The organism is Pasteuria ramosa (assembly GCF_056496785.1).
The window spans coordinates 216,262-235,022 of sequence record NZ_CP143099.1; the positions used below are offsets into that span (position 1 = coordinate 216,262).

Consider the following 18,761-nt stretch of genomic DNA (forward strand, 5'->3'; position numbering starts at 1 on the left):
AAAGTGATTTAAAATTAATAAGACCCTAATTAAGGGTCTTATTAATTTTGCAAGCGTTTTATATTTTTAGCTTTTCTTTTTAAACTTATCAAGCAAAGTATAGATAATAGGTACCACAAACAACGTCAATAAAGTCGAAGAAGTCAATCCACCTACTACTGTTACAGCCAAGCCACGGGAAATTAAAGTTCCTTCACCAAAACCTAGCGACAAGGGGATTAAAGCACAAATCGTAGCTAAAGCAGTCATAATAATAGGCCGAAAACGCGTTTGTGCAGCTTCTAAAATAGCATCTCTTAATTCCAAGCCTTGTTCCTGTAATTTTATTACACGATCAATCAAGACAATAGCATTCGTAACAACAATACCTATTAGCATCAGAAACCCAATCATTGCCGAGACGCTTATAGGCTGATCTGCAATCCATAGACCAATTAAAGCACCGATAATAGCATACGGTAAGGAAAATAAAATTGTAAAAGGTACTATCATGGTGCCAAAAGCCACGACCATGACAAAATATACTAAGAAAACCGCTATAATCATAGCAATACCTAATGTTTTAAAACTTCGATTCATTTTCTGTGTATCACCAGTAATACGCCAATCTACATCTTTCGGAAATCCTTGCTTTAAAGTTTCTAACCTTTCCTTAATATTATTTTGTACAGCCTTCGTATCCTTACTAGTCACGTTACCCATAATTTTAACCGAAGGTATACTGTTTTCACGTTGAATAGTTATTGGATCATCTGCCAAATACAATTCAGCAATATCTGAAAGTACAACTTTTTTACCTTTAGGATCAACGACCGATAAACTTTTTAAACTTTTAGGATCAAAATCATTCTCACTACGATCTATTTCGATAAAAATATCCTTTTTAACACCATCATCAACTAACTCATCCATACGAATCGGAGATAGAAAAGCGCGTATTTGAGGATAAATTTGACTAGCTATTAAGCCATATTTTGCCGCTTTTTCACTGTCAATACTAATCATTAATTTTTTCTGGTTCGCAGACAAATTATGTTGAACATTCACTAAATTATCTACATTATATCTTAAATCAGTAACAATATCCTGGGCAACTTTTCGCACATCATCTAAATTATTACCACGTGTAATAATTTCTAAAACGTTAGACGGTGGTCCTAAGCCTTTTAATTCACTCACATTAATATCTGCCACATCGGTAAAAACTTTTAACTCTTGACGCGTTCTAGATAAAAGATCATTAACAGATGCATCATCTTTTAAATTAACTAAAATGCGCGCACTATCGTTTGTAGACTCACCCATCATACTTGAAGTAAGCTTAGCTTCCTGTGAGTTATCGATAATCGATGATACCGTCGAAACACCATCAATACGATTAACAACCTCGCCTACTTTATCAGCTAAATCAGTTAGTTTTTGCACACTAGTACCGACAGGAACTTTAACTCTGATATGCATACCCTTATCCTTATCGGTAGGCAAAAAACTGGATCCTAGATAATACCAAGTAAAACAACTAGCTAACAATAAAGAAAAAGAAGCTGTTAAAATGCGTTTAGGATACTTTAAAACAAACGCTAAACTCTTACGATACGCATTATTCATGCCCCTCCAAGGTAATGGTTTAACATTCTTCTGCTGTGGTAAATGCTTCAGAAAACGTAATGCTAAAGCAGGTACCAAAGTTAAAGAAACTAAAAGAGACGTTAACAAAGCAAACGTAACAGTGAGCGCAAATGGAAAGAAAATTTTACCTACAATATCTTGTATCAAACCAAGTGGTATAAAAACAGCCACCGTGGTCAACGTAGACGTAATAACGGCATTGGATACTTCTTTCGTTGCATCTAACACAAGTTCTTCGTTGCAATACCCTGTTTTCCTTATCCGTCGATATATATTTTCGATAACAACAATGCTATCATCGACAACCCTACCTACAGCAACAGCTATACCTCCTAAAGTCATAACATTCATCGTTACACCTTGTGTCCATACAAGAAGAAAAGTGAATAGAACAGCTAAAGGAATGGAGATAATTGATATAACGGTCATACGTATATTGCGTAAGAACAAAAATACAATCAAAGCAGCAAACAAAGATCCCAAGATACCTTCATTACGCATCGTGCTAATAGATTTTTCAACCTGAAGCGAATAATCAAATAAATTCTTTATCTGAAATTTTTCATACTCATTTTGTAAATCAGTAAAAATATCACGTAATTCTTTACCAACTTCTGTAATACTAGCTTTTTCACCCAAGGTAATCTGTAAATTTACCGATCTTTTGCCATTTGTTTTAACAATTAATTGCTCTTCAGGTTCAACTTCGCGGATATTAGCAATATCCTCTAATTTCAATGATTTACCCATAGCCGTAGGTATAGCCAGTTTCTGCAAATCATCTAAAGTACTTAATTTATTTTCAAAATAAACCGGTAAAATATTACCATCAGCAACCAAATTACCTGCAGGTAATACAAAGTTCATTTTAATAAGTGTCTTTTGGATATTTTCATAAGATATATTTTCAGCAGCCAATTTTTCCGGTTTAAAACTTATTTTGATCACAGGTGTTTTTTTATCATACTTTTTAACAGAATAAATTCCGGATACGTTATTAATTTTAGGCAGCAATATCTTATCTACCCAAAAAGATAACTCTTCGTCTGTAACGTTATCATTTTTAGGCAAAACCGCAAAATGTGTCAAAGGTATCGTGCTAAAACCAACTGATTTAACACTAGGTGTACTAGCCTCTTTAGGCAAAGATACACTTTTCAATCTATCCTCAATAACTTGTTGAACTTTCGTTGTATCAGCATTATCTAATAAATCTAACTTCAACACAGAAATATTTTCTGAAGATATAGACGTAATAACATCTACACCCTCGATACCTTGCAAAACTTTTTCCATTGGAACTGTAACCTTGCTATCAACGTCAGAAATTGAAGCACCAGGATATGAAGAAAAAACCTGTAATACAGGAAAGCGAATATCAGGCATAAGTTCTTTTGACATATTCCATATAGCATAAATACCACCTAGAATAAGTAAAAAAGTCATCGTAAGAACCAGTGTTAAATTCCTTATAGAAAAACGAATAAAAGTATTCATTTATCATACCCTCTCTAAAAAACGTTAAAACCCATGAATCCTATATACAATAAATTATTGATATTATTTTTTATTTACCCGTTCTTTCTTTTTATCTAAATTAATAGCCATACTTCTAACTTGTGCAGGTTCTGGCGGTGGTAAAGGACCGTTTCCATAACTAGAATTTGTAGCCTTTATAGCCGTAATTAATGGTTGCGCCAACCCTTTATAACGCCTGTAAGACCACATAAGTATAGCGAAAATAACCATAAATAAACTAACTAACTGAGGAATGCGTACGAGTGAACCTCCTAATGGTAACACATCCATAAATTTACCAAAAGGTTCCCAAAATGTATCTATAGTACCCTTAATCCATCCCCACTTCTCAGTTAAAAAACTATCCTCCCTTAGCCCGTCAATGTAAAAACGTCCGACAGCATACCAAATAAAATACGAAAAGAAAATTTCACCTTGTTTAAAAATATTTTTTAAACGATAAGCAAACAGTAATACAAAAAAACCGATTAAATTCCAAATACCTTCATAAAGAAAAGTCGGATGATGATATGCACCATCGATATACATCTGATCGATAATCCATTCAGATAATCCAATATTTTCTAAAAAAGAACGACTAACTTCACCACCATATGTTTCTTGATTAAAAAAATTACCCCAACGTCCGATAAATTGGGCGATCAAAAAAGATGGAACAACCAAATCAAACAAAAATAAAACAGGCAATTTATATTTACGGAAAAGTAAAAACGAAGCTATAAAAGCCGTAAAAACGGCGCCATGAATTGCTAAACCGTTAATACCAAAACGTATACCACCCTCATCTGTTATATTAATCCCGATGATGGCCAATAACCTTCCTTGATATTCGTCCAAAGAAAACAAAACATCATACAAACGAGCACCTATCGCTGAAATAGGTATAACCATAACCATAATCATAAAAACAGTATCAAAATCGACGTTATAATATTTAACACGCGATAAGAAAATAATAGCGCCTACAAAAACAGCACAAAGCATTGTTAAGGAATAGGCGCGTATAGCAAAAAAACCAAAATCAAACAAAACCGGATCAATAACATGCATAAAATCCAAACACTCCTTCATATATAAATATTAACCTCAAAATGTAATTATATGTATATAAAAACTAATAAAGCAAAAATATCAAAAAAATCAGTATTATTCTATAAATATTTAAAGAAATTTTTCATCATATGCTCCACATTAATTCACAATATTATTTTGATCTTTACAAAAAATTTATATCAATAATAGATTATGAAAAACAATAAAATATATAAAAATATACTAAAATTATAAAGAGGACAGAAATACATAATAGCACAACAATAAAAAAACAAAGAAACATTAAAACGGCAATAACAAATCATTAACGATAACCCACCTCTACAAAAAATCAATCGTCAACTAAGTTCCAATACTCCTCACCATGTTAACATATGCATTAATTGATCAAAAGGTAGCCATACTCAACATCCCATAACCAAACAACCCTATTATATGAAAAAAATCTATTAACACACCATCTTTAAATAAATAAAAATAAAAAGAAAATAAATCATTTAATTCATTTTAAATAAAAACTAAAAACAAAATAAAAAATATAATTGATAAACTTGTACAAAATAATGCCATAATTTTGCGTTTTTAAAAATGAACTTAACAAGATTATTATAATCTAAGTTTTAATATTATTTGTTTATAAAAAAGGGCATTTTTATTTTTAGAGTAATTTAGTAGCTTTATGATTAATTAATCTAAAAAATAATTTATATATTTATATATGATCAAAAAACAAACCTAAACGTTTTAGGTTTTTAAAATATTTATCCTTTTGAATTGTATTTGCAGATTTAGGATACCTCTTTAAATTGATAATAATAGGATATTAGTGCTGCTCTTAATTATTTTTTGGCATGCGATAAAATAAGCTTCACAGATATATAAGTAGGAATATCTAAATACGATATTATCCCTTTCAAGAGTGAAATGAATATATACATCATATCTTCTATCTGATCAGTTTATTTTTTAGCCTGATATTTACGTAATCCCTTTAGAAGATTAACATTATCTGTATATATAAAATACATTGCTACAAACATTTGTAAAATTAAGTATCGATCTAAAGCTTTGCTGGATCTGACTAGATATAATTACAAAGAAATATTACTTTTATATGTTATAAAATATGTTTCAATTTTCCATAGGTTCAAATAACAATTTAGAATTTCTTCATTACTTAGCTCCATATCTGTGCAAATAAAATCTTTTACTCTAGATATATCTCGACATTCCTTAACAAAAATAAGGACAATGGCATTGTCGATAAAATTAAGCTTCCCCTCATACTTATACACATGATACTTTTGTTTTTGAAAGGTAACAACTTCTGTATCTGTTTTAGTTATATTCTCCGCAAATTTTTTGATTGATTTTTTATACCTAAAGGATAAATAATAATATCGTTTTTTAATTAACTTATAAAATTAAATCCTTTTTTAAGCTTATTTTAGATTATATTTTTTTTGAAGTATACCAATAATCTATGCAAACATATGCTTTCTGATCAAGTACATACGCTACTAGATATGATATCTTCAGCAATATACATTTTATTCCTTTCCGTTTTATTAGCACGTTTAACTTCTAAAAGATAGCTTAAACCATCTATATGTAACGTAGCTTAAACATTTGTAAAATCTTAAAATATAATATATTTTAAGATTTGGAAATACCATAATGGACTTGTGCCTAAACTTTAATGCAATGTTTATTTGAGACTAATAAAGTGTTTTCAAAGATGTTATTATCATTACTTTCATGATTATATTTTATCATAAGTGTTAAAATATCAATAAACATGTTTTAATAAGGAAACTAAGTTTTACTTATTCCTCTTATATGTTTAATTTAATTATTTAAATTTAAATAATAGCTAAAATTATATTGATTTGATACAATTGATTGTTCGTGTAAATTGTCTGAATTTTTTAATTTATATTTTTGGATTTTATATAAATTTTTTGAATTTATCTAAAGATAAATGATGATTGAATATTGCTGAGATTAGATCAAATTGCTTTGAGAAATTTTTCAGTTTATTACGATATCTATTAGCAATAAGCTTGAATCTTTTTAGCCATCCTATAACTCTTTCAACTAAGGATCTTTCTTGGGATAAAATATGGTTATAGTCTTTTTCTTCTTGGCTTAAAACCTTGTATTTACTGTTTTGATAAGGTATAATCGCATACAAATGATATTGGTTTAGGCCTTTAAAACCTGAATCACCTAGCAACGTTGCGTTTTCTGATAATGGAATACGTGATTTTTTGTAAAGATTAAAATCATGTACGCTACCAGGAGCGTAATTTGTAAAATAAATCTTGGCAGTTTTAGAGCAAATTAAAATTAAGGATTTCTTACTTGTTTGTTTTTTACGTCCAGATAAATAGGGTTTGTAATTCACCTTAGGACGTTGAATGCATATTTCTGTACCATCTATAATGAATCTGCCATATGTTAAGCTAGGTAGATATTTTTTCATATTTTTAGGATTTTCTTTATTAAGTACTTTTGTTGCGACAGCTTGTACCTTTTTTATAGTTTTATTAACAGTACTGCTAGTAACATCGAAAGTTTTTGCAATACTTCTATAAGTACGACCAAAGAAAAAATTATGAAAAAACAATAACACTTGATTTTCCGGGTCAAGTATGTTTGGTCTACCCCCTTTTTCATGGTTTTTCAAGTCATATTTCCGCACACTTTCTACTATAATTGAAAAGGTTATTTTATCGACGCCTACGGCGGACATAAATTCTTTTTCTGTTAATTTTGCTATTTTTGCATATTCCATATTTACATATCTCTTGTTAATATTAGACATAGTTATCTGCTCTTTTCTTTTAGTGTTAAATTCCATATTAATAGTAGTATATATACATAAAAAAAACAACACAATTTAATAATAGTGTTGTTTTTTTTATGTATATAAAGAAATAGCATTTTAATTTAAAGATATCAAAACACAAAAATTTATCTTTTTTCATATCTTAATGAAATTCCAAAAAAATAATAATATATATAATATTTTTTAGTTTATTCAGATTATTATAACAATATAGCTCATAAATAAGAATAGATATTGAAATTTTATATTTTTAAAAAAATTTAAAAATATCCATAAATGACAATTGTTCGTCTTAATCACATGTATTAAAGTTTAGGCACAAGTCCAATATCTTCTTATTTTTTATTCATAATTTACATTTTTTATTTTTTTTTTGCATGCAAAGTAATAACTTAAAACAAAATAAAACTAAAAATAATTTGAACCGTTGTTAATCCAAGGTTATAATACAAAGCGTTTTTTTAAAAATTATAATATCAAGTTTGCGATCTAAGGCGTCAAGATAAATAATTATATGCTAGCAAATGAACCAATTTTGTTTATTATTGTTTTTAGAAAGTTGAACTGGATAACAAATTAGATTTGTAATCTAACTTAATATAGAGGGCCAGATGCTTTATGATGTCTCATATGATCCCTACCGCCAATATATGGCCCTATATTTAGTGGCGGAATAAAGAAGTACGAAAAATATATTAAGTAACTTTATTAAAATATAATTTACTAAAAGAAAAAATTAATAAAATATAATACAAACGGAGAGAAATATAATAATGGATATCATAACCCGAAAAATAAAAAGACAATGCTATCTATCTGTATTTATTGCGTTTATAGTAATGATTTATAGTATATTCCATGTAAATGTACGAGCAGCATCTAATAGTGATTTTCCGTCACGCGAGGGGCCCTTGGAAAGAGTAATATATTGGTTAACTTTTTTTATTTATCCAGGAATAACTTCTACAGGAGTAATTGGAGCGAATAAATTAGAAAAAGTCGCTAATACTACATCTTTTAAAATTTTACAAACAACAGGTGATGTTACTCATTCTTTGGTTGGTTCAGCTATTACTAATACATCTAGAGTAGCTACATCGTCCCTAGTGTACCTGAACGTTTAATACGAACAAACTCAGTACTATCATCATCCAGCGCATTAAAGTCATCGTTTAATAATAGATAAGTTTCATCAGGGAATAATCTTGCATTTATTAACAACACTACAGCACCTCTATGAGGTACAAGTATAGATATTAGTCGTATGGAATAAAAACAATTATTAATATATTTGTTAGATATCGTTATAGTGTTGAAAATACATTGAAGTTGTAAAAGTATTTATGATGGACTTTTCCAAGAATACTAATATCTGTACTTGCACAAAAATTATATTAAAAAGTTTATTATAATCTAAATTTTTAATATTATTTGTTTATAAAAAAAGATAGCTTTTATTTTTAGAGTAATTTAGCAGCCTTATGTTTAATTACTCTAAAAAGAGCATTTATATATTTGTATTGTTATAATAAATTTAATTATATTTATGGATGGTCAAAAAACAAACCTAGCTTTTTTAGGTTTTTTACCATATTCATCCTTTTTAATTGTATTTTCAGATTTAGGATACCTCTTTAAATTGATAAAAGTAGGCTTAGTGCTGCTCTTAATCCTTTCTTGGCACGTGATAAAATAAGCTTCACAGATATATGCGTAGGAATATCTAAATATGATATTATCTCTTTCGAGTATGAAATTAATATATCTTCTATCTGATCAGTTTCTTTTTTAGCCTGATATTTAAGTAATCCCTTTAGAAGATTAACATTACCTGTATGTATAAAATATAGTTCTATAAAAAAACTGTAAAATTAAATACCAATATAAAGTTTTACTTGATATTATTAGATATTATTATATATTATTATAGATAAAGATTGCTTTTATCTTTTATAAAATATTTTTAAATTTCCCATCTGTTCGAATAATAATTTCGAATTTCTTCATTACTTATCTCCATATCTATTAAAATAAAAGCTTTTGCTTTAGATATATCTTGACTTCCTTAAAGAAAATAAGGACAACGGCATTGTCAATAAAATTAAGATGACCTTCATAATCTGTACACACGATACTTTTGTTTTTTAATGGTAACAACTTTTGTATCTGTATTTTTTATAAACTTTAAAAAAATTTTTATTTGATTTTTAATGCCTACAGGACAAATAAAAATATCGATTTTTAATGCAACTAGAACTTGAATAAAAAAATAATCCCTTTGCTAGGGATATTTTTTTATTATATTTTTAATACACAGGAAATGGATTTTAAATAAAATGACCTAAAATATGCCAAAGATTTTTTGTTTTTGAGCTGGTTTTTTTGTTAATCGTCTTGGCGAAGGTAATTCTAAGTTTTTTAATTGTTGTTGGAAAGTTATATTTTGCATCTCTTTTTGAAAATTATGTTGTTGTTTCTTGAAGTCTTCAATCATCATTTGCAGTTTATAATTATTAACAGAATTTTGATTTAAATTTATAAGCATATTTTCTATTTTACTCAAACGATTTTTAAATGATAAAATACATTTCTCGGATTTGATTATTTTTTTATTAATATCATATATTTCTTGTCTTAACATTTTGATAGTTTTTCCTATCATAGGAATATGTTGTGTTTCGATCTTTATATTATTTTTAATTTCTTCATTTTTAATTTCTTCATTTTTAATTTCTTCATTTTTAATTTCTTCATTTTTAATCTCTTTATTTTTAATCTCTTTATTTTTAATCTCTTTATTTTTAATCTCTTCAGTTTTTTTATTATTTATGATCATATTGGTTCTGTTAGGTATCTTGCCTTCCCATATAAGAATGGCACGTAGTTCACGAAAATTTAAAGGAGGATTTGTTTTGTTTAGTCTTTTTTGGATATTTCTTAAAGGTTCTAAACAACTGTTTTTTAACCATAATCGAGCATGCTTGTCCCAGTAAGGTTTAACATATTCAGGAAAAGCTTCGACCCATGAACGAACAATACGCGGGTCTAATCGTAATAAGCTTGCACCATGCCCGATGGTAAAATAGCCTTTAGCTTTTAATTGTTCATCAAGTATACGGTAAGCTTTATTAATTTTATCTATACTCGTCATCCATTTGTATCCTCCTGGTTCGGAAAATCAGTCGCATCATTTTCAGTTACTTCTTTTTTTTTTTAGTTAATCCTGCTAATTATATTTTGTTGCCAGAAATATTAAAGACTAGTTTTATGTTTATTATGTATATAAACATATTTTTTTAATAATATATAACTGTATTATATTTACACAGGGAATTTATTTTAAATTAATAAATTTATTTTTTGCTTTATGGATTTATTTCATGTTTTTGTTTTCTATTTTTTTTTTTCTATTTTTTATTTTATGTTTTTGGTATTAATTTATTTCCTCTGAACTTTTTCTTGGGATTTTCATAGAAAAGATTAAAATATGGACTTGTCAAGAAATATTAATATAACCGATTAGTAATGGTGTAATTTAAAAACAAAAATAGCCATTATCATAGCTTTTTGTGCATTAAATTAGGTTCTTAAACACTATTTAACATGGATTATTGGATAGTATCTATGTATCTTGATTAGATTTATCATAAATCGATGGTATTTGTCATCTATGTTATGAAAATTTTAGGATAGGGCTATTTGATATGATTTTATTACCATATAAAGATTGTGGTTAAATATTTGTAATATAATTAATTCTATAAGGTTAAACTATCTTTACCTTTATAATGTATTGGCGAAAATTAAAATACAAAACTTTTGTGTGTTTTAATTTTTAAGGGGGAAAGATGATGCCTAATAAGAAGCTTGGTAAAGCTACTTTTTTTTTAGAAAATAATGTGCGTATCTTACAAAATGCAACGGTAGGCGGTCCTTTAGAGGGTAAGGGCCCTATAGGTTCTAAGTTAGATATTGTGTATGATTACAATAATGCAGGTCAATCTTCATGGGAAAAAGCTGAGTTAAAGATGGTTGTAGATGCTACTTCTTTAGTTTTATCTAAAGCTAACAAGAAACCTGAAGATGTAGATTTATATATAGCAGGAGATTTATTAAACCAAATGATCACAGCATCATTTTCGGCGCAGAAATATCCCATCCCTTTTATAGGTACATACGGTGCATGTTCGACTTCTATGCTTACGTTGGCCATGACATCAATGTTTGTGAATAGCGGTTATGTTGATTTAGCCATGGCATCAACTAGTAGTCATCGTTTTACATCAGAACGTCAATTTCGTTTCCCTATCGAGTATGGCGTGCAAAAAGCACAAACAGCACAATGTACCGTTACAGGTTCTGGAGCTGTTTTAGTTGCTAAATGTACAGAAGGAATTAAAGTAACACATGTTACTCTGGGTCGTGTCATGGACTATGGTTTAAAAGATCCTATGAATATGGGAGCTGCTATGGCACCAGCAGCTGCTGATACGATTTTGAAACATTTTTTGGATACAGGTCAAGAAGCATCAGATTATGATTTGATTGTTACAGGCGATCTCGCCTACTTCGGTCTAAAATTATTAAAAAATCTTTTGCTTGAAAAGGGTTTTAAACTAGCTAACAATCTAAAAGATTGCGGAATGATGATTTATAAAGCTGATGACTATGGTAAGGCACCTGTATTTGCTGGAGGTAGCGGATGTGCTTGTAGTGCTTTAGTAGTATATGCTCATCTATTAGACGAATTAAAAAAAGGTAGATACAAAAAAATACTTGTTGTTGCCACAGGCGCTTTATTAAGTGTTCTTTCTTTTCAACAAAATAAAACAATTCCTGGTGTAGCACATGCAATTACACTTACGTCTGATAATTAATTTTATCTATATTAATATTATTTATACTAATATTTTATAAATAAAAAATATTAGTATAAATAAGTAATATTTTAGGTTTTATAAATATATTTTAATAATTATAAAATTAAATATTAGTTAAAATATTGGACTTATGCCTAAATACAATATAGGTGATTAATATAAATAATTGTTATTTATTATAATTTCTAAAAATTATCTTTTAAAGAAAGACTTTTTTTAGACATACAGCTGGAACGAAAACTAATCTAAAGAGGGTTTAATTAACTAATCGAAGGCAACCAAAGATATTATAATGGCTACATTTGTGTTTGAATTAAAAAAATATTTTTAAAATATAAAAAATAAAATATTTGGATAAAAAATAAAATATATAAAAGAAATAATTTGCCTTATGCTCATCCTTAAAATAAATTTAAAACTATTGATAATATATATGTATAAAAAACATTATTGTTTATATATTTTCTAATATATAAACAATAATGTTTTTTATTTTAATTTTAAGTTTGTTAACAAAAATAACATTAAAAATAAAAATAAATACAAATTATCTTCGCTAATTGTATATAGCAGTATTTATAGTCAAGTTCGATATGATAATAACAATTTTTATATTTATGTTTTATAAAAATAACATAATATAGATAAATAATTTCGAATTGCAACATAAAATAAAATAAAAATTAATAAAATACAAAAAATAAATATAATAATACCTTATAAGAAATTAATATTCATGTGATTTTAAAAAATATTGAAATGCTATTTATTTTTTGTTATTATTATTTATTGTTCTTATTTATTGCTTATTTATTGCTTATTTATTTTAATCTTTTGCAAATAATTCCATCTCTATAACGAAACCGATTTCTTATTAAGCATGAAAAAGCAAATAGGAATAAAAGACCATAATAAACTCTGATCAATGGAATGTAATGATCGGGAAAAGAAAAGAACATTTTAGTTAATACCACAAGCCATTGGGGAGCATTTATAATTGTGGGATCTATTCTTAAACTCTCAAGATAAGCTAAGCCAAAGAAATACCAAGACATATATATGTAAAAAAGTTCCCCTATGAATAATTTGTTAGAAATTCTGTAATACAATGAAATTAAAAGATAGCAACCAATAATATCCCAAATAAATTCATATAAAAAAATTGGATGATAATAGTTTCCACTGATATAAGTATAATCAATCAACCAATCAGGGATGTGAGATGCTTTCAAATCAGCTAACGTTGTTTCAAAACCATAATTTTCACGATTAATGGTATCTCCTAAACGACAAATAGCATGCGCCAATAGTGCTAATGGCGCTATTTTATCTATCAAGGTTAAAAAAGATAATTTGTATAATTTAGCAAACCCCCAAAGCCCAATAAAAGTAAAACAAAAGGCTCCGAGGGCAAAAAAACCACCTTGCCAAATTTTAAAAATATCTGCCACGTGATATCTATAATATGACCAATGAATTAGAACATAGAACAAACGCGAACCTATAATAGAAAATACAGTAACACAACCAATAAGATCTAATAAATTCAACTTCAAAAAGTCTCTATACTGATTGAGCTGCCAAAATAACCAAGCACAAGCTATAATAGTAATTAAAATAAAAAAGCTGAAAATTCTCATCTCAAAAAAAGCGAAGAAATCATTTAAAAAAATAAACATATTTTTAAAAATCCCTTCTAGGATAATAATTGCTACATCATCGAAAAAAAATATAAGAAATACCTTGCAAATTATTTTAGATCTTTATTTTTTGATTTTTTTTTATTTTTTTGGTTGTTTATTGTTTATTTATAAATGTTTAAAAAATATAATTTCTAAACTGTTTCTTTTAATACTTTGCATTATTATTTTTTTAGAAAACCTACAAAACAAAGAGCGCCTTCTTCATTTATATATGAGCTACTCATTTGTTTTTTTGTTTTATCTAAGGCTATTTTCAAAAATTTACCGGTGTATGATGACGGGTATTCTATAATTTGTTCAGGTGTACCTTCAGCTACAAGTGAACCGCCTTGTTTGCCTCCTTCAGGTCCTAAATCAATGATATAGTCAGCTGTTTTGATGAGGTCAATATTGTGTTCGATTACAATAACTGTACCCCCTTGTTTAACTAATTCATTTAATATATTTATTAATCTTGCTATATCTTCGATATGTAAACCAGTCGTAGGTTCATCAAGTACATACAATGAAGATGCTACTCTGGATTGTCTGCCATATAATTCTGTCGCTAATTTCAAGCGTTGCGCTTCGCCGCCTGACATGGTAGGGGCTGATTGTCCTAGTTTCATATATGATAATCCTACATCTGCTAAAGCTTTTAGTTTTGGATATATACGTCTGTGATGTTCAAAAAATGGACAAGCTTCTTCGACGGTCATGTCTAAAATTTCCGCTATATTGTGATCTCGGTATTGAATAGCTAAAGTATCTTTATTATAACGGCTCCCGCGACATGAAGTACATGTAACGTAAACGTCAGGTAAAAAATGCATCTCTATTTTTAAAACACCATCGCCTTCACAAGCTTCACAACGGCCCCCTTTTACATTGAAACTAAACCGCGACACACTGTAACCGCTAATTTGAGCTCTTTGTGTAGAGGCAAATAAAGCACGAATTTCATCAAAAATACCTGTATATGTAGCTAAATTACTGCGTGGTGTACGACCAATAGGGCTCTGATCGATTTGCAAAATACGATCAATTGAAGAAAAACCTGTTATATTTTTACATATGCTCTTTATATATTTATCGGCACATGCATCTAATGTTTCATCATCATTAGGTACATCATTACGGTAATTTATTCTTTTGCATTCCAAAAATTTTTCCAAGCCAGGAACTAACACCTTATTAATCAATGTACTCTTCCCTGAACCCGAAACACCTGTAACGCATATGAAAGTACCTAAAGGGAAGGAAACTTCATCTAGACATAAATTATTAACTCGCGGTTCATGTACAATAAGCCAATTATCATCTTTTGCTTTGCGACGCTCTAGTGGAACAAGCAAAAAACGGGTACCTAAAAGATAACGAGCTGTTAAAGAAGCAGGATTTTGCATAACCTGTGGCGTCAATCCAGCGGCGACAACATGTCCACCTTGCTGACCAGCACCAGGTCCCATATCGATCAAGTAATCGGCCCTAAGCATGGTTTCTTCATCGTGTTCGACGACAATTAAAGTGTTACCTTTATCGCGCATATTTTTTAGAATAGCTAACAATTTTTCATTATCACGTGGGTGCAACCCAATACTAGGTTCATCTAAAACATAAATTACACCCATTAAACCAGAACCTATTTGCGTAGCTAAACGTATTCTTTGCGCTTCGCCGCCTGATAATGTAGCAGCGGAACGGCTTAGGGTCAAATATTCTAATCCAACATTAATTAAAAAACTAATCCGTGTCTTTAATTCTTTACAAATAACATCAGAAATTAATTTTTTTGCTTCGATCAAGTCGAGTTGATCAATAAATCGATAAAGTTCTTCTAATGGTAAAGAAGAAAGCTGAAATATATTATAACCATTTATCAGAACAGATAATGATGATTCACGCAAACGAGCTCCTTGACAGATATGACAACTATGTACTGAAAAATATTTTTTCAATGACCTGCGACGTGATTTATTAGATATTTTATTATAAGCTTGTTGAAGTAAGATTATCAGCCCTGGAAATTTCATTTTTTTAGAAACTAATTTTTTATTCTTATAATATTCATATGTATAAACTTCATCTGATCCATAGAAAATCAATTCTTTTTGCTCAGCGTTAAGATCATTCCACCCCTCATCACCTGTTAGATCTAAAATTGCCATTAAAAAATAGTCGAGGATCCCCTCTTCTTCAAAATTTAGGATCCACTCAATTCCACCCCTGGTAAGAGGTAGGCTTGCATCTGAAATAATACGATCCTTATCAACATATTCCGTAACGCCAAGTCCATCACAGTTTTCACATGCTCCTAATGGGTTATTAAAAGAAAAAATACGTGTGCTTAATTCTGTTAAATTAAAACCACACATTTTACATGAATAATTTTGACTAAGATAGATGATTTCACCTTTAATCATCTCAACTAATGCTTCTCCATCAGCTAGACGGAGTGCTGTCTCTAAAGAACTGGTGATCCTTTGACGTTGATTAGCTTTAATAATGATACGATCGACGATAACATCTATCGTATATTTCTTATTTTTATCTAAAGTAGGTAATTCTTCTAAATCATAGATAGTACCATTTAATTTAACACGCACAAAACCATCTTGTCTTATTTTACTAAGCAGTTTTTTATGCTCACCTTTTTTGTCTTTGACCAAAGGAAACATAATCATTGCTTTTGTACCTTCAGTAAAAGTAAATAGATGATTTACCATGTGATCTATGGTTTGTCCCGCGATAGGTATTTTATGCTTAGGACAATAAATATCACCAATACGTGCAAATAATAAACGTAAATAATCATAAATTTCCGTAACCGTGCCAACGGTAGAACGCGGATTACGACTTGTAGTTCTTTGATCAATTGAAATAGCTGGAGAAAGGCCCTCTATTTTATCAATATCCGGTTTATCCATCTGGCCCAAAAACTGCCTAGCATATGAAGATAATGATTCAACGTAACAACGGTGTCCCTCAGCATAAATGGTGTCAAAGGCTAAGGAAGATTTTCCTGATCCACTGACACCGGTAATAACTACTAATTGATTACGAGGAATCTTTACTGAAATATTTTTTAAATTATGCACACGAGCTCCTTGAACTGTAATCCATTTATTCATCAATTATTCCTCTCTGCTTTTAATTCAAAGATGCAATCACGCAACTCAGCAGCACGCTCAAAAGCATGTTCTTTGGCTGCTGTACGCATTTCTTTTTCTAAAGCTATAATTTGTGCCTTTTTCTCTTCTAAAGTTAACTTTTTAGACTTAACTCGACTCGACGGCTTTCCACTAAGTGATTTTGTTGCTTCAATAACTGGTTGTACTGGTTTGAAAATTGTTTTCGGCGTAATACAATGAACCTGATTATAAGTATCTTGTATCTGACGACGACGATCTGTTTCAGAAATAGCCTTTTCCATTGAAGGTGTTATACGGTCCGCATAAAGAATAACTTTACCATGCTTATTGCGAGCTGCACGACCGATCATTTGGATCAAAGAACGATCTGTGCGCAAAAAACCTTCGCGATCAGCATCCAAGATAGCGACTAAAGAAACTTCGGGAATATCTAAGCCTTCCCTCAACAAATTTATACCTATTAAAACATCGAATTTACCTAAGCGCAAATAACGAATAATATGCATGCGATCAATAGTTTTGGTATCTGCATGCATATATCGCACAGCTACACCTACACCTTTAAAATAATCGGTTAAATCTTCCGCCATTCTTTTCGTCAATGTAGCTATTAACACACGTTCTTTCGCCTTAACATTTCGTTTAATCTCCGCTAATAAATGATCAATTTGACCCTTTGTAGGATGAATTTCTAGCACAGGATCCAGTAAACCCGTTGGACGAATAATTTGTTCCACAAAACCACCAGATCGCTCTAATTCATAATTACCCGGTGTAGCGGAAACAAAAATCATAGTTGGCAGGCGTTCCTCAAATTCTGCAAAATTTAATGGCCTATTATCCATAGCAGACGGTAAGCGAAAACCATGTTCGACCAATGTTTGTTTACGAACTTGGTCACCTTGGTACATACCACGCACTTGTGGCACAGTTACGTGAGATTCGTCAATCATAATTAAAAAATCATCGGGAAAATAATCGATTAATGTATATGGCGGCGTACCAGGTAAAGCACCTGTAAAATGACGTGAATAATTCTCTATGCCTTTGCAAAAACCCATCTCTTCTAACATTTCTAAATCATAACAAGTACGCTGTTCTAAGCGTTGTGCTTCTAACAACTTATCTTCTTTTTTCAAACAAGCTAAGCATTCGGTCAATTCTGAACGAATAGATTTAATTGCTTTTTTTAAACTATTCTCACCCACAACGTAATGAGAGGCAGGGAAAATCGCAATATGATCTCTATCAGCTAACAAATGTCCCGTAGTTGTATCAATTTCCCTAATTCTCTCAATCGTATCGCCAAAAAATTCTACCCTAACAGCTCTTTCTGTACGTGCCACAGGGAAAATTTCTAATACATCTCCTATGACACGAAAAGTACCTCTTTGAAAATCTATATCATTTCGTTTATATTGCATATCTACCAAACGACTCAATATATCTTTGTACTCTAACGACATATTGACACGCAAGCTGAGAACTAAATTTTTATACTCCAGTGGTGATCCTAAGTTATATATACATGAAACACTTGACACAACAATGACATCACGTCTTTCAAATAAAGAACTCGTAGCTGAATGTCGTAATTTATCAATTTCATCGTTGATCAAAACATCTTTTTCCATGTAAGTGTTTGTCGAAGGCACGTATGCTTCTGGTTGATAGTAATCATAGTAACTAACAAAATATTCCACAGCATTACTGGGAAAAAAACTTTTCAATTCACCACATAATTGAGCTGCTAAGGTTTTATTATGTGCAATAATTAACGTTGGCCTATTTAATTGCGCAATAATAGCAGCCATCGTAAATGTCTTACCTGTCCCTGTCGCTCCTAAAAGGGTTTGTGATGACTGGCCATTCTTAATACCCTGTAGTAATTCTTCAATCGCTTTTGGTTGATCACCACAAGGCTTAAAAGGAGCTTCAAGCTTGAATTTACCTTCCATATTTAGATGTCACATCC

10 protein-coding genes are annotated in these 18,761 nt (G+C 29.9%); 2 read left to right on the top strand and 8 right to left on the bottom strand.

Annotated elements, in window-relative coordinates:
* Nucleotides 1-66: 66 nt before the first annotated feature.
* The 4 genes from VS182_RS01055 to VS182_RS01070 all read right to left on the bottom strand — a co-directional run bounded on the left by VS182_RS01055 (nt 67) and on the right by VS182_RS01070 (nt 7,084).
* Entirely contained in the window at nt 67-3,126 is a 3,060-nt protein-coding gene (locus VS182_RS01055; protein ID WP_479492633.1) for an efflux RND transporter permease subunit, read from the bottom strand.
* Between the two features lie 63 nt (nt 3,127-3,189).
* Nucleotides 3,190-4,218: a prolipoprotein diacylglyceryl transferase gene (gene lgt, locus VS182_RS01060; RefSeq protein ID WP_479484703.1), complete on the bottom strand. Its 1,029-nt coding sequence runs from the start codon at nt 4,216-4,218 to the stop codon at nt 3,190-3,192.
* Nucleotides 4,219-5,312: 1,094 nt separating this feature from the next.
* Entirely contained in the window at nt 5,313-5,516 is a 204-nt protein-coding gene (locus VS182_RS01065; protein ID WP_479492634.1) for a hypothetical protein, read from the bottom strand.
* A 653-nt stretch (nt 5,517-6,169) separates the two neighbouring features.
* Nucleotides 6,170-7,084, bottom strand: coding sequence for a transposase family protein (locus tag VS182_RS01070; RefSeq protein WP_479492400.1), 915 nt, complete (start codon nt 7,082-7,084; stop codon nt 6,170-6,172).
* A gap of 827 nt (nt 7,085-7,911) precedes the next feature.
* On the opposite strand from VS182_RS01070, the gene VS182_RS01075 reads away from it, so the two are divergent.
* Nucleotides 7,912-8,196 (top strand): hypothetical protein, encoded by a 285-nt coding sequence (locus VS182_RS01075; RefSeq protein ID WP_479492635.1) that lies wholly within the window; start codon nt 7,912-7,914, stop codon nt 8,194-8,196.
* Between the two features lie 1,217 nt (nt 8,197-9,413).
* On the opposite strand, the gene VS182_RS01080 is transcribed toward VS182_RS01075, so the two are convergent.
* Nucleotides 9,414-10,223 (bottom strand): hypothetical protein, encoded by an 810-nt coding sequence (locus tag VS182_RS01080; protein WP_479492636.1) that lies wholly within the window; start codon nt 10,221-10,223, stop codon nt 9,414-9,416.
* A gap of 700 nt (nt 10,224-10,923) precedes the next feature.
* Here VS182_RS01080 and spoVAD point away from each other — a divergent pair.
* Nucleotides 10,924-11,949, top strand: coding sequence for a stage V sporulation protein AD (gene spoVAD / locus VS182_RS01085; protein WP_479484707.1), 1,026 nt, complete (start codon nt 10,924-10,926; stop codon nt 11,947-11,949).
* Nucleotides 11,950-12,773: 824 nt separating this feature from the next.
* Here spoVAD and VS182_RS01090 read toward each other — a convergent pair.
* The 3 genes from VS182_RS01090 to uvrB form a co-directional block, all read right to left on the bottom strand.
* Nucleotides 12,774-13,631, bottom strand: a complete 858-nt coding sequence (locus VS182_RS01090; RefSeq protein WP_479488755.1) for a prolipoprotein diacylglyceryl transferase — start codon at nt 13,629-13,631, stop codon at nt 12,774-12,776.
* A 185-nt stretch (nt 13,632-13,816) separates the two neighbouring features.
* The gene (gene uvrA, locus VS182_RS01095) at nt 13,817-16,768 is read right to left on the bottom strand and encodes an excinuclease ABC subunit UvrA (protein WP_479484709.1); all 2,952 of its coding nucleotides are present in this window, start codon (nt 16,766-16,768) and stop codon (nt 13,817-13,819) included.
* Complete coding sequence (gene uvrB, locus VS182_RS01100; protein ID WP_479492637.1) at nt 16,765-18,744, bottom strand: excinuclease ABC subunit UvrB; 1,980 nt, start codon at nt 18,742-18,744, stop codon at nt 16,765-16,767. Before uvrB ends, uvrA begins: the two co-directional genes overlap by 4 nt.
* Nucleotides 18,745-18,761: the final 17 nt, after the last annotated feature.